General features: G+C 62.0%; 15 protein-coding genes. 7 read left to right on the top strand and 8 right to left on the bottom strand.

Translation table 11 applies throughout. The annotated features are described in order from the left end of the window. Window positions 1-11: 11 nt before the first annotated feature. Both tldD and IE095_RS01195 read left to right on the top strand, forming a co-directional pair. Complete coding sequence (gene tldD / locus IE095_RS01200; protein WP_189409625.1) at window positions 12-1433, top strand: metalloprotease TldD; 1422 nt, start codon at window positions 12-14, stop codon at window positions 1431-1433. Beyond that, window positions 1433-2848: an FAD-binding oxidoreductase gene (locus tag IE095_RS01195; protein WP_189409623.1), complete on the top strand. Its 1416-nt coding sequence runs from the start codon at window positions 1433-1435 to the stop codon at window positions 2846-2848. The genes tldD and IE095_RS01195 overlap by 1 nt, the downstream gene beginning before the upstream one ends. Here IE095_RS01195 and IE095_RS01190 read toward each other — a convergent pair. Next, window positions 2845-3981, bottom strand: coding sequence for a deoxyguanosinetriphosphate triphosphohydrolase (locus IE095_RS01190; RefSeq protein WP_189409622.1), 1137 nt, complete (start codon window positions 3979-3981; stop codon window positions 2845-2847). The genes IE095_RS01195 and IE095_RS01190 overlap by 4 nt on opposite strands. Window positions 3982-4061: 80 nt before the next feature. Between IE095_RS01190 and IE095_RS01185 the strand changes: the two genes are divergently transcribed. Next, on the top strand, window positions 4062-4388 hold the full coding sequence (locus IE095_RS01185) for a HesB/IscA family protein (protein ID WP_189410118.1): 327 nt from the start codon (window positions 4062-4064) through the stop codon (window positions 4386-4388). Window positions 4389-4400: 12 nt separating this feature from the next. Beyond that, complete coding sequence (locus tag IE095_RS01180) at window positions 4401-4697, top strand: hypothetical protein (protein WP_189409620.1); 297 nt, start codon at window positions 4401-4403, stop codon at window positions 4695-4697. A gap of 3 nt (window positions 4698-4700) precedes the next feature. Here the strand turns inward: IE095_RS01180 and IE095_RS01175 are convergent, their stop codons facing one another. Both IE095_RS01175 and dksA read right to left on the bottom strand, forming a co-directional pair. Continuing rightward, window positions 4701-5882 (bottom strand): FAD-dependent monooxygenase, encoded by a 1182-nt coding sequence (locus IE095_RS01175; protein WP_189409618.1) that lies wholly within the window; start codon window positions 5880-5882, stop codon window positions 4701-4703. A 63-nt stretch (window positions 5883-5945) separates the two neighbouring features. Continuing rightward, entirely contained in the window at window positions 5946-6368 is a 423-nt protein-coding gene (dksA, locus tag IE095_RS01170) for an RNA polymerase-binding protein DksA (protein WP_189409615.1), read from the bottom strand. 328 nt (window positions 6369-6696) lie between these two features. Here dksA and IE095_RS01165 point away from each other — a divergent pair, with 328 nt between their 5' ends. From IE095_RS01165 to IE095_RS01155, 3 genes are read left to right on the top strand one after another with little or no spacing between them, the layout of a single operon-like run. Next, on the top strand, window positions 6697-7146 hold the full coding sequence (locus tag IE095_RS01165; protein WP_189409613.1) for a GNAT family N-acetyltransferase: 450 nt from the start codon (window positions 6697-6699) through the stop codon (window positions 7144-7146). After that, a complete protein-coding gene (locus IE095_RS01160) occupies window positions 7146-8528 on the top strand; it encodes a DUF2927 domain-containing protein (RefSeq protein ID WP_189409611.1) in 1383 nt (460 codons plus the stop codon). The genes IE095_RS01165 and IE095_RS01160 overlap by 1 nt, the downstream gene beginning before the upstream one ends. Window positions 8529-8562: 34 nt before the next feature. Beyond that, on the top strand, window positions 8563-8730 hold the full coding sequence (locus IE095_RS01155; protein WP_189409609.1) for a hypothetical protein: 168 nt from the start codon (window positions 8563-8565) through the stop codon (window positions 8728-8730). A gap of 154 nt (window positions 8731-8884) precedes the next feature. Here IE095_RS01155 and IE095_RS01150 read toward each other — a convergent pair whose 3' ends face one another. From IE095_RS01150 to IE095_RS01130, 5 genes are all read right to left on the bottom strand, one after another. Continuing rightward, window positions 8885-9418, bottom strand: a complete 534-nt coding sequence (locus IE095_RS01150; protein ID WP_189409608.1) for an adenine phosphoribosyltransferase — start codon at window positions 9416-9418, stop codon at window positions 8885-8887. An 11-nt stretch (window positions 9419-9429) separates the two neighbouring features. After that, on the bottom strand, window positions 9430-9906 hold the full coding sequence (locus IE095_RS01145; protein WP_189410117.1) for a DUF2269 family protein: 477 nt from the start codon (window positions 9904-9906) through the stop codon (window positions 9430-9432). Next, window positions 9906-11156, bottom strand: a complete 1251-nt coding sequence (locus IE095_RS01140; RefSeq protein ID WP_189409607.1) for an SDR family oxidoreductase — start codon at window positions 11154-11156, stop codon at window positions 9906-9908. Before IE095_RS01140 ends, IE095_RS01145 begins: the two co-directional genes overlap by 1 nt. After that, window positions 11153-12019, bottom strand: coding sequence for an S-methyl-5'-thioadenosine phosphorylase (locus tag IE095_RS01135; protein WP_373295385.1), 867 nt, complete (start codon window positions 12017-12019; stop codon window positions 11153-11155). The genes IE095_RS01140 and IE095_RS01135 overlap by 4 nt, the downstream gene beginning before the upstream one ends. A 122-nt stretch (window positions 12020-12141) precedes the next feature. Next, window positions 12142-12498 carry a roadblock/LC7 domain-containing protein gene (locus IE095_RS01130; RefSeq protein ID WP_229804393.1) on the bottom strand — a complete coding sequence of 119 codons (357 nt, stop codon included), beginning with the start codon at window positions 12496-12498 and terminating at the stop codon, window positions 12142-12144. Window positions 12499-12855 lie beyond the last annotated feature (357 nt).

Genomic DNA, 12855 nt, shown 5'->3' with positions numbered 1-12855 from the left:
AAGGACAGAACATGACCGAATCCGCCTTTCGCCCCTTTGAAACCCATCTGGATGAGGCTGAGGCTTTGGCCGAACTGCGGCGCGCCACCGCTGGGGCCGAGGATGGCGAGTTGTTCTTGGAACGTCGCCGGTCCGAGGCTTTGGTGCTGGACGACGGGCGGGTGAAGAACGCCAGCTATGACGCATCGGAAGGTTTTGGCCTGCGGGCGGTCAAGGGCGAGGTGGCGGGCTATGCCCATTCGACCGAAATCTCGGTGCAGGCCTTGCGGCGGTCGGGGGAGACCGCGCGTCTGGCCGTAGGAGATAGCGGGGGCGTTCTGGCCCCCAGCCCACGTGGCACCAACCAGCGGCTTTACACCAGTGCCGACCCCATGGCCGACGCGTCTTTCGCGTCGAAAATCAACATCCTGCGGGAAATTGACGGCTTTGCGCGGGGGCTTGACCCGCGCGTGGTGCAGGTTTCGGTGACGCTTTCGGCGGGTCTGCAAGAGGTGGAGATTCTGCGCCCCGAAGGGCTGCGGCTGGCCGACATTCGCCCCATGGCGCGGCTGAACATCTCGGTGATCGTCGAACAGAACGGGCGGCGCGAAAGCGGTGGGACGGGGCAGGGCGGGCGTTACGGGCTGGCCGCGCTGATGGAACCCACGCTTTGGCAAGCCGCCGCGCGCGAGGCTTTGCGGATCGCTTTGGTCAATCTGGACGCGGAACCCGCGCCTGCGGGGGTGATGGATGTGGTGCTGGGGCCGGGCTGGCCGGGAATCCTGTTGCATGAAGCGATTGGCCACGGGCTGGAAGGCGACTTTAACCGCAAGCAGACCAGCGCCTTTGCCGGCCTGATGGGGCAGCAGATTGCCGCCAAAGGGGTAACGGTGCTGGATGACGGCACCTTGCCGGATCGGCGTGGGTCCATTTCCATCGACGACGAAGGCACGCCGTCGCAGCGCAATGTGCTGATCGAAGACGGGGTTCTGGTCGGCTATATGCAGGACCGGCAGAATGCGCGGCTGATGGGGGTGGCCGCAACGGGCAACGGGCGGCGCGAAAGTTTCGCGCATATCCCGATGCCCCGTATGACGAACACCTATATGCTGGGCGGCACGGATGATCCGGCGGGAATTGTCGCCTCGCTGAAGGACGGCATTTATGCAGTGGGCTTTGGCGGCGGTCAGGTGGACATCACGAATGGCAAGTTCGTGTTTTCCTGTACCGAAGCCTATCGCGTGAAGAACGGCGTGATCGGCGCGCCGGTGAAAGGGGCCACCTTGATCGGCGACGGGGCGACGGCGCTGAAACATATCCGCGCCATTGGCAATGACATGAAGCTGGACCCCGGCATCGGCAACTGCGGCAAGGCCGGGCAATGGGTGCCCGTGGGTGTGGGGCAGCCGACGCTGATGATCGGCGGGCTGACGGTGGGCGGGGCGGCGGCCTGATGGCTTTGAATGCGCTGACCCCCGAATTTGCGGCCTTTCTGGCGGCGCACTTGCCCGAAGGCACCATCCGCGAGGCAGAACCCCGGCATCTGGCCGACCCACGTGGGCGATGGACGGGGCAAGCGGGGCCTGTGGCCTTGCCGCGTTCGGTAGAGGAGGTGGCGAGTATAGTCGCGGCCTGTGCTTCGGCGTCGGTCGGGATCGTGCCTTGGGGCGGGGGGACGGGGTTGGTTGGTGGGCAGCTGATGGCCAACGGGCCGCTGCCCTTGGTGCTTTCGCTGGAGCGGATGAACCGTGTCCGCGATATTTTCCCAGAGGAGAACATGCTGGTCGCCGAAGCGGGCTGCACCTTGCAACAAGTGCAGGACGCTGCCGCAGCGGCGGGCCGTTTGTTCCCGCTGACGCTGGCCAGCCAAGGCAGTTGCACCATCGGCGGGAACCTCGCGACCAACGCCGGGGGCGTGAACGTCATCCGCTATGGCAATGCGCGTTCGCTTTGCTTGGGGCTTGAGGCGGTTCTGGCCGATGGCACCATCTGGCGCGGCCTGACCCGTCTGCGCAAAGACAATGCCGGTTACGATCTGCGCGACCTGCTGATCGGGGCCGAGGGAACTTTGGGCGTGATCACCGCCGCCGCACTGATCCTGCATCCTCGCCCCGCCCAGAACGCCGCCGCCTTGATCGCCGTGCCGCACCCGACGGCGGCGCTGACGCTGCTGTCCATTGCACAGGAACAGCTGCCCGGCATGGTTTCGGCCTTTGAGCTGATCTCGGGCATGTCCTTGCAATTCCTTGCGGAAACCCTGCCGGAGGTGCGCCAGCCCTTTGCCGAACCATCGCCCTGGCTGGTGCTTGTCGATCTGGGTCTGCCCGAGAGGTTGGAGGCCGAACAGGCGCTGATCCGGCTCTATGAAACCGGGGCGGCGAAGGGGTTGGCGTTGGATGCGATTCTGGCGCAGAATGAAACCCAGCGGGCGCAATTCTGGACGCTGCGTGAAAACATTCCCACGGCCAACCGGCGCATTGGGGCGGTGTCGTCGCATGACATCTCGCTGCCCCTGTCCGAAATTCCGGCCTTTATTCCGGCGGCCCAAAAGGCGCTTGGCGACATCGCGCCCTTCCGCGTGAACTGCTTTGGCCATCTGGGCGATGGCAACCTGCATTTCAACGTCTTTCCCCCGAAAGGCGGGCACAAGGATGATCATGCCGACCAGCGTGAGGCGGTCAAACGCTTGGTCCATGATATGGTAGCCAGCCTTGGCGGTTCGGTTGCCGCCGAACATGGCGTGGGACGGTTCAAGACGGCTGACATCACCCGCTATGCCGACCCCGGCAAACTCGCCGCCATGCGCGCCGTGAAGGCCGCGCTAGACCCGGCGGGGATCCTGAATCCAGGGGCGGTGCTGGCGGGTTAGCCGAACAGCCGACCGTGTTCCTGAATGGCAAAACGGTCGGTCATGCCGGCCACATAATCCGCCACATGCCGCGCTAGCGCGAGTTCATCCGCGCGTGAAACCTCGGCCTGCCATTCGGCGGGAAGCAAGTCAGGCCGGGACATGAACAACGGGAACAGATCGTCCAGCATCGCCGTCACGCGCGCCCGTTCTTCCATCACGCTCGGAGCGCGATACATGCGGTGGAATAGGAACGAACGCACGGCTTTCAGTTCTTGATACAGCGGTTTCGAGAAGCGGATAACGGTCGTTCCCAAGGCGCGGATTTCTTCGACGCTCTGCGGTTTCGCCGATTCCAGCCGGTTCTTGGCCACCGCAATCACGTCTTCCACCATCCGCCCGAACACGCGCCGCAAAGCCTCATGCCGCCGACGCATCTTTTCCAGACCGGGATAAAGCCGATCCACCTCGGCAAAGGCAGGGCCCGTTACGGGCAGTTCCATCAGATCATTCTCGTCAAACAGCCCAGACCGCAGGCCGTCATGCAGATCATGGTGCGAATAGGCGATGTCATCGGCAATTGCCGCCACCTGTGCCTCGGCGCTCGCATGGGTGTGCAGTTCCAGATCCCATTCGGCATTCACCTCGGCCAGGGCATAAGGCAAATCGCCATCCACCGGGCCATTGTGTTTCGCAATGCCTTCCAGCGTTTCCCAAGTCAGGTTCAGCCCATCGAAATCGGCATAGTGCCGTTCCAGTCGCGTCACGATCCGCAAGGCTTGGGCATTGTGATCAAACCCGCCATAGGGGGCCATCAGTCGTGCCAAAGCATCCTCGCCCGTATGGCCGAACGGCGTGTGCCCCAGATCATGCGCCAAGGCCACCGCCTCGGCGAGGTCGGTGTTCAGGCCCAGGACGCCCGACAGGGTTCGCGCCACCTGCGCCACCTCGATCGTATGGGTCAGCCGCGTGCGGTAGTAATCGCCCTCATGTTCGACAAAGACCTGCGTCTTGTGTTTCAGCCGCCGAAAGGCGCTGCAATGGATGATCCGGTCACGATCGCGCTGAAACGGGCTGCGAAAGGTGGACATGGTTTCCGCATGCCGCCGCCCGCGAGAGGCTTCGGGTTGGCAGGCAAAAGGTTCAAGCGTCATCTTCAATGCCTTGTGACAGGGGCTTTGCAGGCCTATGTTGTGCATGTGGCCTATCTTTTGATGGAATCCAACCCATGACACTGACTTTGCCTCCCCGCGTCACCGACCGTGCCTTTGCCCGGTTGGCCGAGATTGCCGAGATGACGGGCGATGCCCGCCCCCTGCGCGTGGCGGTCGAAGGCGGCGGCTGTTCGGGGTTTCAATATGACATCAAGCTGGACGATCCGGCGTCCGACGATCTGGTGTTGGAAAAGAACGGGCAAAAGGTGCTGGTCGATCTGGTGTCCCTGCCGTTCCTGTCGAACGCCGAGATTGATTTTACCGAAGAGTTGATCGGCGCGCGCTTTGTGGTGAATAACCCCAACGCCACCAGCGGCTGCGGCTGCGGTACCTCCTTTTCGATCTAGAGCGGCAGCAAAATGGCTACGGAACGGCAGAAGCTGAACAGCCTTTCCGAAGATCATCCTGTGATGATCTGTCGCCATATCTTTGATAAAACGCGGGATGTTCTGGCCTTGGCCATCGACGAAGACCGCCGCGCGACGCTGGATTGCGGGGACGAGGAACACGGCGAAAAGGATTGGCATTTGACCCACCTGCGCCCCCTTGTAACGGCGGACGCCACCTTGGCGAATGCCCCGGCGATTGCCCCGCATGAGTATTGCGAAAGATCGTTCCGCGGCGGGCCTTGGTGGATTTCTGCCTTCGGCGACTGAAGGCTAGCGCGTCGCATCGTAGTCATAGATCCAATCATAGCGCGCCAGCATCGCGCCGGATGCAACCCGGTCGGCCATCCGCAGGGCCAGATTTCCCGCCAAACGCATTGGGCCGCGCAGATGAAAAGCGCGGGCGTTGCTGGTCGCGCCATCGACAATCTTTTGGCAACGCGGCGCACGTTCCGCCTGCCATTGGGCCAGCCCCGCCGTGCCGTCGCGGTCCAGCGTCCGCGCAAGCGTATGGGCATCCTCTAGCCCCATCGCGGCGCCCTGTGCCAGAAAGGGCAGGGTGGGATGGACCGCATCGCCGACTATCGCCACAGCACCATCTGGCATTTCCCGCTGCCATGTTGCGGCCACCGGATGCCGGAACAGGCCCCAGAAGCCGCAATCCTGCACCGCATCAAGCCAGCGGCGCGCCTGGGGGTTGAACCCAGAAAAGGCGCGGCGCAGTTTCGCTGGATCGTCTGACAGGCTCCAGCTTTCTTCGACCCATTCGCTTTGTTCCACCACCGCAATGATGTTGCGCAGTTTGCCGCCACGCAGCGGATAGCTGACCAGATGGCGGCCCGGTCCCAGATAGGCCTGCACCACCGGCGCATCGTTCGGATCGCCCGCAATCACCGCCCGCCAAGCCGCCTGGCCGGTGAAGAACGGTTTTGCCAGCCCGTTCAGCGCCGCCCGCGTCGGCGATTGCAGCCCATCCGCCCCGATCAATAGGGCGGGGCGCATCTGTGCGCCCTGTGCTGTGCTGATCAGCGGCGTATCGCCCGACAGATCGACCCCCGCCACCTTGGTCAGCAGATGCAGCTGCACCCCCGCTGCCCGCGCCCCCTGCGCCAAAACCTCGATCAGATCGGCCCGGTGGAACAGATAGTGCCCCGGATCTCGCGCTCGCGCGCCCAGATCCATGCGCAGCAACCGTTTGCCCGAAAGCCCGTCATGCATCTCTACGGACCGCGCCTGCATCGCCACCCGATCAAGCGCTGCGCTGTCCAGCCCCAAGGCCCGCAACACCCGCGCCCCGTTCGGCCCGATTTGCAGACCCGCCCCCACTTCGCGCACGGCCTCGGCCTGTTCCAGCAGGATCACTTTGGCATCACGCTGCGCGGCGGCCCAGCCAAAGGCCAGCCCCGCCACGCCCGCGCCCAGAACCGTGATTTCCCGTCCGGCCAGCCAGCCCATCGCATTCCCCAAAAACAAACGCCGGACCCTGCGGCCCGGCGTGTTATCGCCCTCGTCAGAGGCTTATTCGTCCCGATGCACTTTTTCCCGGCGCTCGTGCTTTTCCTGTGCTTCCAAAGTCATGGTCGCAATCGGTCGCGCATCCAGCCGTTTCAGACTGATCGGCTCACCGGTCATTTCGCAATAGCCATACTCGCCATTCTCGATCCGCCGAAGGGCCGCGTCGATCTTGCTCACCAGCTTGCGCTGACGATCCCGCGTGCGCAATTCCAGCGCCCGGTCGGTCTCCTCGCTTGCCCTGTCCGCCAGATCGGGCACGTTCCGTGCACTATCTTGAAGGTTGTCGATGGTTTCCGCGCTTTGATCCAAAAGCTCTTGCTTCCAGACCAAGAGTTTACGCCGGAAATACTCCAATTGCCGATCATTCATGAAGGGCTCGCCCTCGGCCGGACGATAATCGTCGGGGAGGAAAACTTCTGCCTTCATTCCGCTTCTCCTGCATCCCGTGCGGGCCAGAATGAACCAGAACCCACCACTCGTGGCGTTGCCATATAGGAAGAGCCTGACCTTGTCACTAGGGGCTTTGCGACACATATTTTCTTTCAAGAAGGCCAGTTTAGCGAAATCACCCCTGCGTTGTGCTGCGTATCGGCCTGTCGGGCGTCAGAATCAGTTCGAGGATCGATCGCCCCAATATCTGGCGGCGGCAGGTGTGCGCAGGGCCAAAGCTTGTAAAAATTGCCTCGTTGACTTTGTCTTCATAACCCACGCAGACTTTCGCCTGTAACCATCTGCCTTTTCGGGATATTCCGCCATGACCGCGCTGCTGATCCGCTCCCTCGTTCCCGCAGACAGGGCGGCTTGGGAGCCCTTGTGGCACGACTACCTTGCGTTTTACAAAACCACTGTCCCCGCCGAAATTTATGACATGACTTTTGCGCGGCTGACCGGTGGTGATGCTGATATGGCCGCTTTTGTGGCAACCGGTGCGAACGGTGATTTTTTGGGCATCGTGCATACAATCCAGCATCGCCATTGCTGGAAAATCGAAAAGGTCATCTACCTTCAAGACCTATTTACTGTGCCCGCGGCGCGGGGCCGCGGCGTCGCCCGTGCCCTTATCGAAAAGGTCTATGCCTATGCCGATTCCATGGGTGCCCCGCATGTGCATTGGTTGACCGCTGAGGACAATTATGCCGGGCGGATGCTTTATGACAAAGTCGGGCGACGCGGACCGTTTATCCGCTACACACGGCCCCTCTGATGTGGCAGCGCCTGACCCTAGTGAACTTGTTTCTTTCGCTGTCGGCCTGCGCGGGTTGGCAGGCGGATGTGGCGCGGTTGGATTCTGCGTTGATGATCCTGCCCGATGAAGGGCCAAGGCTGCCCAGCTTTCCACCCAGAACTGGCGCCGCCCCCCAACAGAACAACGCCCAGCTGGCCGCCGATTTTCTAGACTTGGAGTTCGCCCTCGAAACGGGCCGAACCTTGCCGCATCTGACCCGTTTTGAGGGAGATATCACGTATACACTGCACGGCCGCGTCGCGGCATCGGCTGCGGGCGATCTGGCATTGCTGCTCCAGCGTTTGCGGGACGAAGCAGGGATAGCGCTGCAACAGGCCGAACCTGGTAGCGCCGCCAATATCACGTTAAACTTTCTGCCAAAACAAGTGATCCGCCAAGGCAACCCAGGTGTCGCCTGTTTCGTTGTGCCGGGCATCTCTACCTATGCCGAATATCGACACGGTCGGAATCGTCAGGATTGGGCGACCTTGCAACAGCGCGAAAGGCTGGCAATCTTTTTGCCCGGCGATGCAAGCCCGCAAGAAATTCGCGACTGCCTGCACGAAGAGCTGGCCCAGGCCCTAGGACCGCTTAACGATCTGTATCGCCTATCAGATTCGGTTTTCAACGACGACAATTTCCACACGGTTCTTACCGGTTACGACATGCTCATGCTGCGACTTCACTACGCGCCTGAACTGCAAAACGGGATGAGCCGCGAACAGGTGGCCGCCGTCTTGCCGGGGCTTTTGGCACGCCTGAATCCAACCGGGCGCCGCAGTGGGCCGGTGAATGTCGGAGCGACGCCAGCCGCGTGGGAGGCTGCGATGGAAATGGCGCTGGGGCAGGATGGTTCAGCCCTCTCCCGCCAGCAGGCCGCGATGGACGCGCTGGCCATTGCCAAGGCCGAAGGTTGGAACGACACGCGGCTGGCCTTCAGCCTTTTTGCCTTAGGACGCAGTCAGCTGTCCCTCAACGCAAAAAGCTCGATTGCCCATTTCGGCGATTCTGCCGCGCTCTACCGTCGGCAGCCAGGCGGTGCGATCCATGCAGCCCATGTTGATATGCAGTTGGCGGCCTTTGCTCTGTCGCAGGGCTGGTATGATATGGCGGACGCTTTAGCCGTGCGAAATATCCCGGTTGTCCAAAATGCGGAAAACGCGGCGCTTTTGGCCTCTTTCCTTTTGATCCGCGCAGAATGTGCCGATCAAGGCCAAGACCACGCTGCGGCTCAGGCGCTGCGCGAGGAGGGGATGCTCTGGGCGCGCTATGGTTTCGGTCGCGGTCGGGAACTGGCGGCGCGGATTGCCGCCATTGCCGCCTTGGTTAGACCCCTTGCGCCAGCCCCCGATCGCGGCTAGGCAGCGGCGGTTCAATCAAGCGGGGACAGGCAAGATGATCGTGATCGCAAGTCTGGCCTTGGGCGTCGTCACTGGGGCGCTTCTCGCCAAACGCGGCGGTGGATCCACCACGGATATGGCACATTATGCCGCGGTCTATGGCATTGCCTTCACGCTGGCCGGATTGTTTGGCACACTTTTTCTGGGCCGCGTGCTGCTTTAGTCAGAGTTACCCCGCCGGGGGGTGAACCGGCGGGGTAGGGTGGGTGTTGACGTGTGTTGCAAGCAGCACGTCCGCCAAGGGGGGTGAACCTTGGCCTGCCCTTGCTAACGTGATTCCCCTGAAGATTAGGTTAAAGCTTTAGACAAAGCGGCGCCTAAAGCCCCTCAAAGCTGCAAAGGGCGTGAACCTCCATCCCCATCGCCTCCAGCTTTTTGCGTCCACCCAGATCGGGCAGGTCCACCACAAAGGCGCAGCCAATCACCTGCGCGCCCAAGCGTTCAATCAGCCGAATGCCCGCCTCGGCGGTGCCGCCCGTCGCCAGCAGATCATCAACCAGCAGCACCTTTTCGCCCGGTTGCAGGGCGTCGTCGTGAATCTCGACCACCGCCTCGCCGTATTCCAGCGTATAGCTTTGCGAAATGGTCGCCCCCGGCAGCTTGCCCTTCTTGCGGATCGGCACGAAACCCGTCGTCATCTGATGCGCCACGGCCCCGCCCAGAATGAACCCCCGCGCCTCCAGCCCCGCCACCTTGTCGATCCGTTGCCCGGCATAGGGATGCAGCAACTGGTCAATCGCCATGCGAAACCCACGGGCATCAGCGAACAGGGTCGTGACATCCCGGAAGAGAATGCCTTCGTGGGGAAAGTCCACGATCGTTCGGATATAGTCCTTGACGGTTTTGGTCATGGCGGGGCCTTTCAGAAAACAAAATCGGGCTTGGATACCATAAGCCAGAAAACCCCGACAAGCGCCGCAAAGGCGGGCCAGCCCAAGGCAAACCAGATGCGGTACAGACGGCGGGCCTGATCGGGCAGGGGCTGACCCTTGGTCAAAGCCTCGCCCGCCAGATTGCGGATGCGGATTTGCAAATGGACGACGGGCAACCAGCAGGCCAGCGCCAGTAGGTAAAGCGCATAGGTCAGCAACAGCCAAGGCGCGGTCAGCGGCCAACCTGCCAGATGTGCCAGCCAAAGCCCCGTCAGTGGCTGAATGAGCCCCGCTGGCGCGGTAAAGATCCAGTCCGCAACAACCACACCGCTGGCGACCGAATGGATGGTTTCAACGCGCCCCGTGCGCATGGCCCAAACCATTTGAAACGCCGTTCCCATCCCGGTGCCGAACAAGACGGTGGATGAAAGGATATGCAGCCATTTGGCCGTCAGATAGGGGTCCATCATCTTTCCCGGATCAGGCTAAGGTGGACAAGGATCAGCGTCAGAATAGGTAAATTCTTCAGCAACGCACCGAAAGGATCAAGCCAAAGCGTTGGGGCGAGAATAGACAGGCCCAGCGTATAGCCCGCAACCATGATCAATTGGGCCAAGGCCACGGGCACGGGCCGCCAGTTGCCCAACAGCGCCGCCGCCAGCGCCAGATCGACCAGCCCACCCGCTCGTGCCAAAATCAGGCCGAGTGTTTCCGGCAGCGGCAGCAACGGCAGAAAAGCCGAACCCGGCGTGAAAAGGCCTTGCAGCCCCGAGATCAGCCACAACAGGGCAAGGGTCAGTCGGACCAACGGCTTTTGCAGATAAAGCCGGGCATGCCAAAGGTCTTGCGTTCCAGGCGGTCTGCGAAACAGGAACTGCGACACAGCCGCGGGGCGGTGGCGGATATGGGCCAATAGGGGCGTTGGGTCTGCCAGCAGACCCTTTTCCAATTGCGCAACGCTGGTCGCGGACAGGGGGCCAAGCCGCAGGACATCACCAACCCGCCCCATGAATCGGGCCAAGGGCAGGGGCAGGCCAATGCCCCGAACCGGGCGCAGACCCAGCCATTGCCTTATCAAGGCGATCAGGTCTTTCTGTGTGACCTCCTCAGGCCCGCCCACCTCCCATGGGCCTACGCCGGGTGGGGCTTCCAGACATTCGCCCAACACCTGCGCCAGATCATCGGCATGGATGGGGTTCAGCTTTTGCTGACCGTTTCCCACATGGGCGGTTGCCAGCGGCAAGGCCGCCAAGGCGCGCAGCATGGACGATCCGCCATAAGAGGTATCGCCCAGCACCAGACCCGCCCGCAGAACCGTCGCACCAGCCTCTTGCGCCGCCTGTTCACTGACGCGACGCCATCGGGCAAAGGCTGTGTCTGCTTCGATCCCTACGGCTGAAATCAGCACGGCACGCCCCTGGCAGGCGGCTAGGGCTGCCTTTGGTGCCAACTCATGCACCGCGCGAAACGATGCTTCACTTCCGGTCAAAAGGCCCGTCGCAATGACCAGGTCGGCATCCCCCATCCGCTTGGCCCAAAAGGCAGGATCATGACATTGGGTATCGTTCAGATCCGCCGACAGTGCTTCAAATCCGAACCCTGCCAAAGCGCCAACGTGCCGCCCATGGGCTAGCACGTGAAAACCCTTTTCTCGCAGAACAAAGGCCAGCGTTCGACCGATGAAACCGTCGGCCCCCAGAATAAGGACTTTTCTCACAACACCCGGCCCGCCACCGCATCCAGCTTGGCCAGTAGCGCCGGGTCGCGCTTGTCTTGGGCCGTCATTAGCGCATGGTCCAGCGCCCGGTCGCAGCCATTAGGGCAGGGCGCGCGGTCATGGGGCAGGGCGCTTGCCAGCGCGCCTACAGTCGCCTTGGCCGCCGCCGCATTCGCCGTCAGCGTGGCGATCACCTGCGCCACGTCCACGGCGCCATGCCCTTCGTGCCAGCAGTCATAATCTGTCACCATCGCGAGGGAGGCATAGCAAAGCTCGGCCTCACGCGCCAAACGGGCCTCGGGCATGCCGGTCATGCCAATGACATCGGCCCCCCAAGACCGATACATCCGGCTTTCTGCAAGGGTGGAAAACTGCGGCCCTTCCATCGCCAGATAGGTCGCCCCAAGGTGCACCTTCGCGCCAGCAGATTCCGCCGCCGTCGCCACCTGCGCCGAAAGGCGGGGGCAGGTCGGTTGGGCCAGCGAGACATGCGCCACGCAGCCGGTGCCAAAGAACGAGGCGGGGCGCTGTGTGGTGCGGTCGATATACTGATCCACCAGCACGAAATCGCCGGGCGCATAGTCGACCCGCAGGCTCCCCACCGCCGAAACAGCCAATACATCGGTGCAGCCCAGGCGTTTCAAAGCGTCGATGTTGGCCTGTGCCGGCAGGTCCGCCGGGGCGATCCGGTGGCCGCGGCCATGGCGGGGCAGAAAGGCCACCGGCAGGCCCGACAAACGCCCGACCAGAATTTCATCCGATGGCACCCCCCAAGGGGTCTTTAGCTTGACCCAGGATGCCCCCTCCAGCCCGGCCATGTCGTAAAGGCCCGACCCCCCGATGATTCCCAGCATGGTCTGCATAATACCCCCTTTGGTCGCCGTCAGACTAGCGGCCCGAACCGCGCGGCGAAAGGGTGGCTTGTGCATGACAAAGGCCAGAGGGCAGCATCGCCTCTGGCCTTTCCATGACCTTGTGCCAGAGCTTACAGCTCCAGCTTGCTTTCGATGGTTTTCAACTGGATGCGCGCCATGCCCAGATTGGCATCGGCCCGGTTCAGCGCCACATAGATGAACATCGACTGGTTCTTTTCCAGCGGACGGATCAAATGGATCTGCGTGCCCAGCGTGATCAGGATGTCCTCGATATAGGTGTTCAATTGCAGCACTTCCATCGCCTGGCGTTTGGCTTTGACGAAGGCGGTGTTCATAGCCGCAGCGGCGTCCAGATCAAGTTTGCCTTTGCCGCCGCCTTCCGAGGCCAACATCAGCCCGGATTCGGTGTCAACAAGGCAAGCCCCGATAAAGCCAGCGATCGACGTGGTTTCAGAAATAATCGACATGTTCATCCTCTATTCTGCACACTGCAAACAAGTTAACGGCGTTATTGCCATTGGGTTGGATTGGTCTTCCTTGTCCCATGTCAGAAACCGCGCCTCACCATGTCCATCACCGCACGGCCCTTCCCGCATGGGCCATCCCGCGCCCCTGGGAGCGACAACCGAACCCAGTTTGTTTCTCTTGCTAAAGTGGTCATTTCTTATTCAATTTTAGGCTTTTGCATGGCGCAAGTGCCGCCCTCAACCACTTGAAACGATAGAGTAAACCCTGAGTTGCGCGACTGGGGTAAGCCATCGCCATTTTCGGTCGTCGTTGCGCGGCGGCATGCGCTGGTGGCCACAGAGGCGGAAGGAAGCGAC

The organism is Neogemmobacter tilapiae, from assembly GCF_014652215.1.
GTDB classification, from domain to species: domain Bacteria; phylum Pseudomonadota; class Alphaproteobacteria; order Rhodobacterales; family Rhodobacteraceae; genus Neogemmobacter; species Neogemmobacter tilapiae.
This window is presented reverse-complemented; position numbering and strand designations above follow the sequence as displayed.

What these genes read in the sequence shown, in the direction of transcription:
- tldD (WP_189409625.1), top strand. Translation starts at nt 12, where the DNA reads ATGACCGAATCCGCCTTTCGCCCCTTTGAAACCCATCTGGATGAGGCT.
- IE095_RS01195 (WP_189409623.1), top strand. Translation starts at nt 1,433, where the DNA reads ATGGCTTTGAATGCGCTGACCCCCGAATTTGCGGCCTTTCTGGCGGCG.
- IE095_RS01190 (WP_189409622.1), bottom strand. Translation starts at nt 3,981, where the DNA reads ATGACGCTTGAACCTTTTGCCTGCCAACCCGAAGCCTCTCGCGGGCGG.
- IE095_RS01180 (WP_189409620.1), top strand. Translation starts at nt 4,401, where the DNA reads ATGGCTACGGAACGGCAGAAGCTGAACAGCCTTTCCGAAGATCATCCT.
- IE095_RS01175 (WP_189409618.1), bottom strand. Translation starts at nt 5,882, where the DNA reads ATGGGCTGGCTGGCCGGACGGGAAATCACGGTTCTGGGCGCGGGCGTG.
- dksA (WP_189409615.1), bottom strand. Translation starts at nt 6,368, where the DNA reads ATGAAGGCAGAAGTTTTCCTCCCCGACGATTATCGTCCGGCCGAGGGC.
- IE095_RS01165 (WP_189409613.1), top strand. Translation starts at nt 6,697, where the DNA reads ATGACCGCGCTGCTGATCCGCTCCCTCGTTCCCGCAGACAGGGCGGCT.
- IE095_RS01160 (WP_189409611.1), top strand. Translation starts at nt 7,146, where the DNA reads ATGTGGCAGCGCCTGACCCTAGTGAACTTGTTTCTTTCGCTGTCGGCC.
- IE095_RS01155 (WP_189409609.1), top strand. Translation starts at nt 8,563, where the DNA reads ATGATCGTGATCGCAAGTCTGGCCTTGGGCGTCGTCACTGGGGCGCTT.
- IE095_RS01150 (WP_189409608.1), bottom strand. Translation starts at nt 9,418, where the DNA reads ATGACCAAAACCGTCAAGGACTATATCCGAACGATCGTGGACTTTCCC.
- IE095_RS01145 (WP_189410117.1), bottom strand. Translation starts at nt 9,906, where the DNA reads ATGGACCCCTATCTGACGGCCAAATGGCTGCATATCCTTTCATCCACC.
- IE095_RS01135 (WP_373295385.1), bottom strand. Translation starts at nt 12,019, where the DNA reads ATGCAGACCATGCTGGGAATCATCGGGGGGTCGGGCCTTTACGACATG.
- IE095_RS01130 (WP_229804393.1), bottom strand. Translation starts at nt 12,498, where the DNA reads ATGTCGATTATTTCTGAAACCACGTCGATCGCTGGCTTTATCGGGGCT.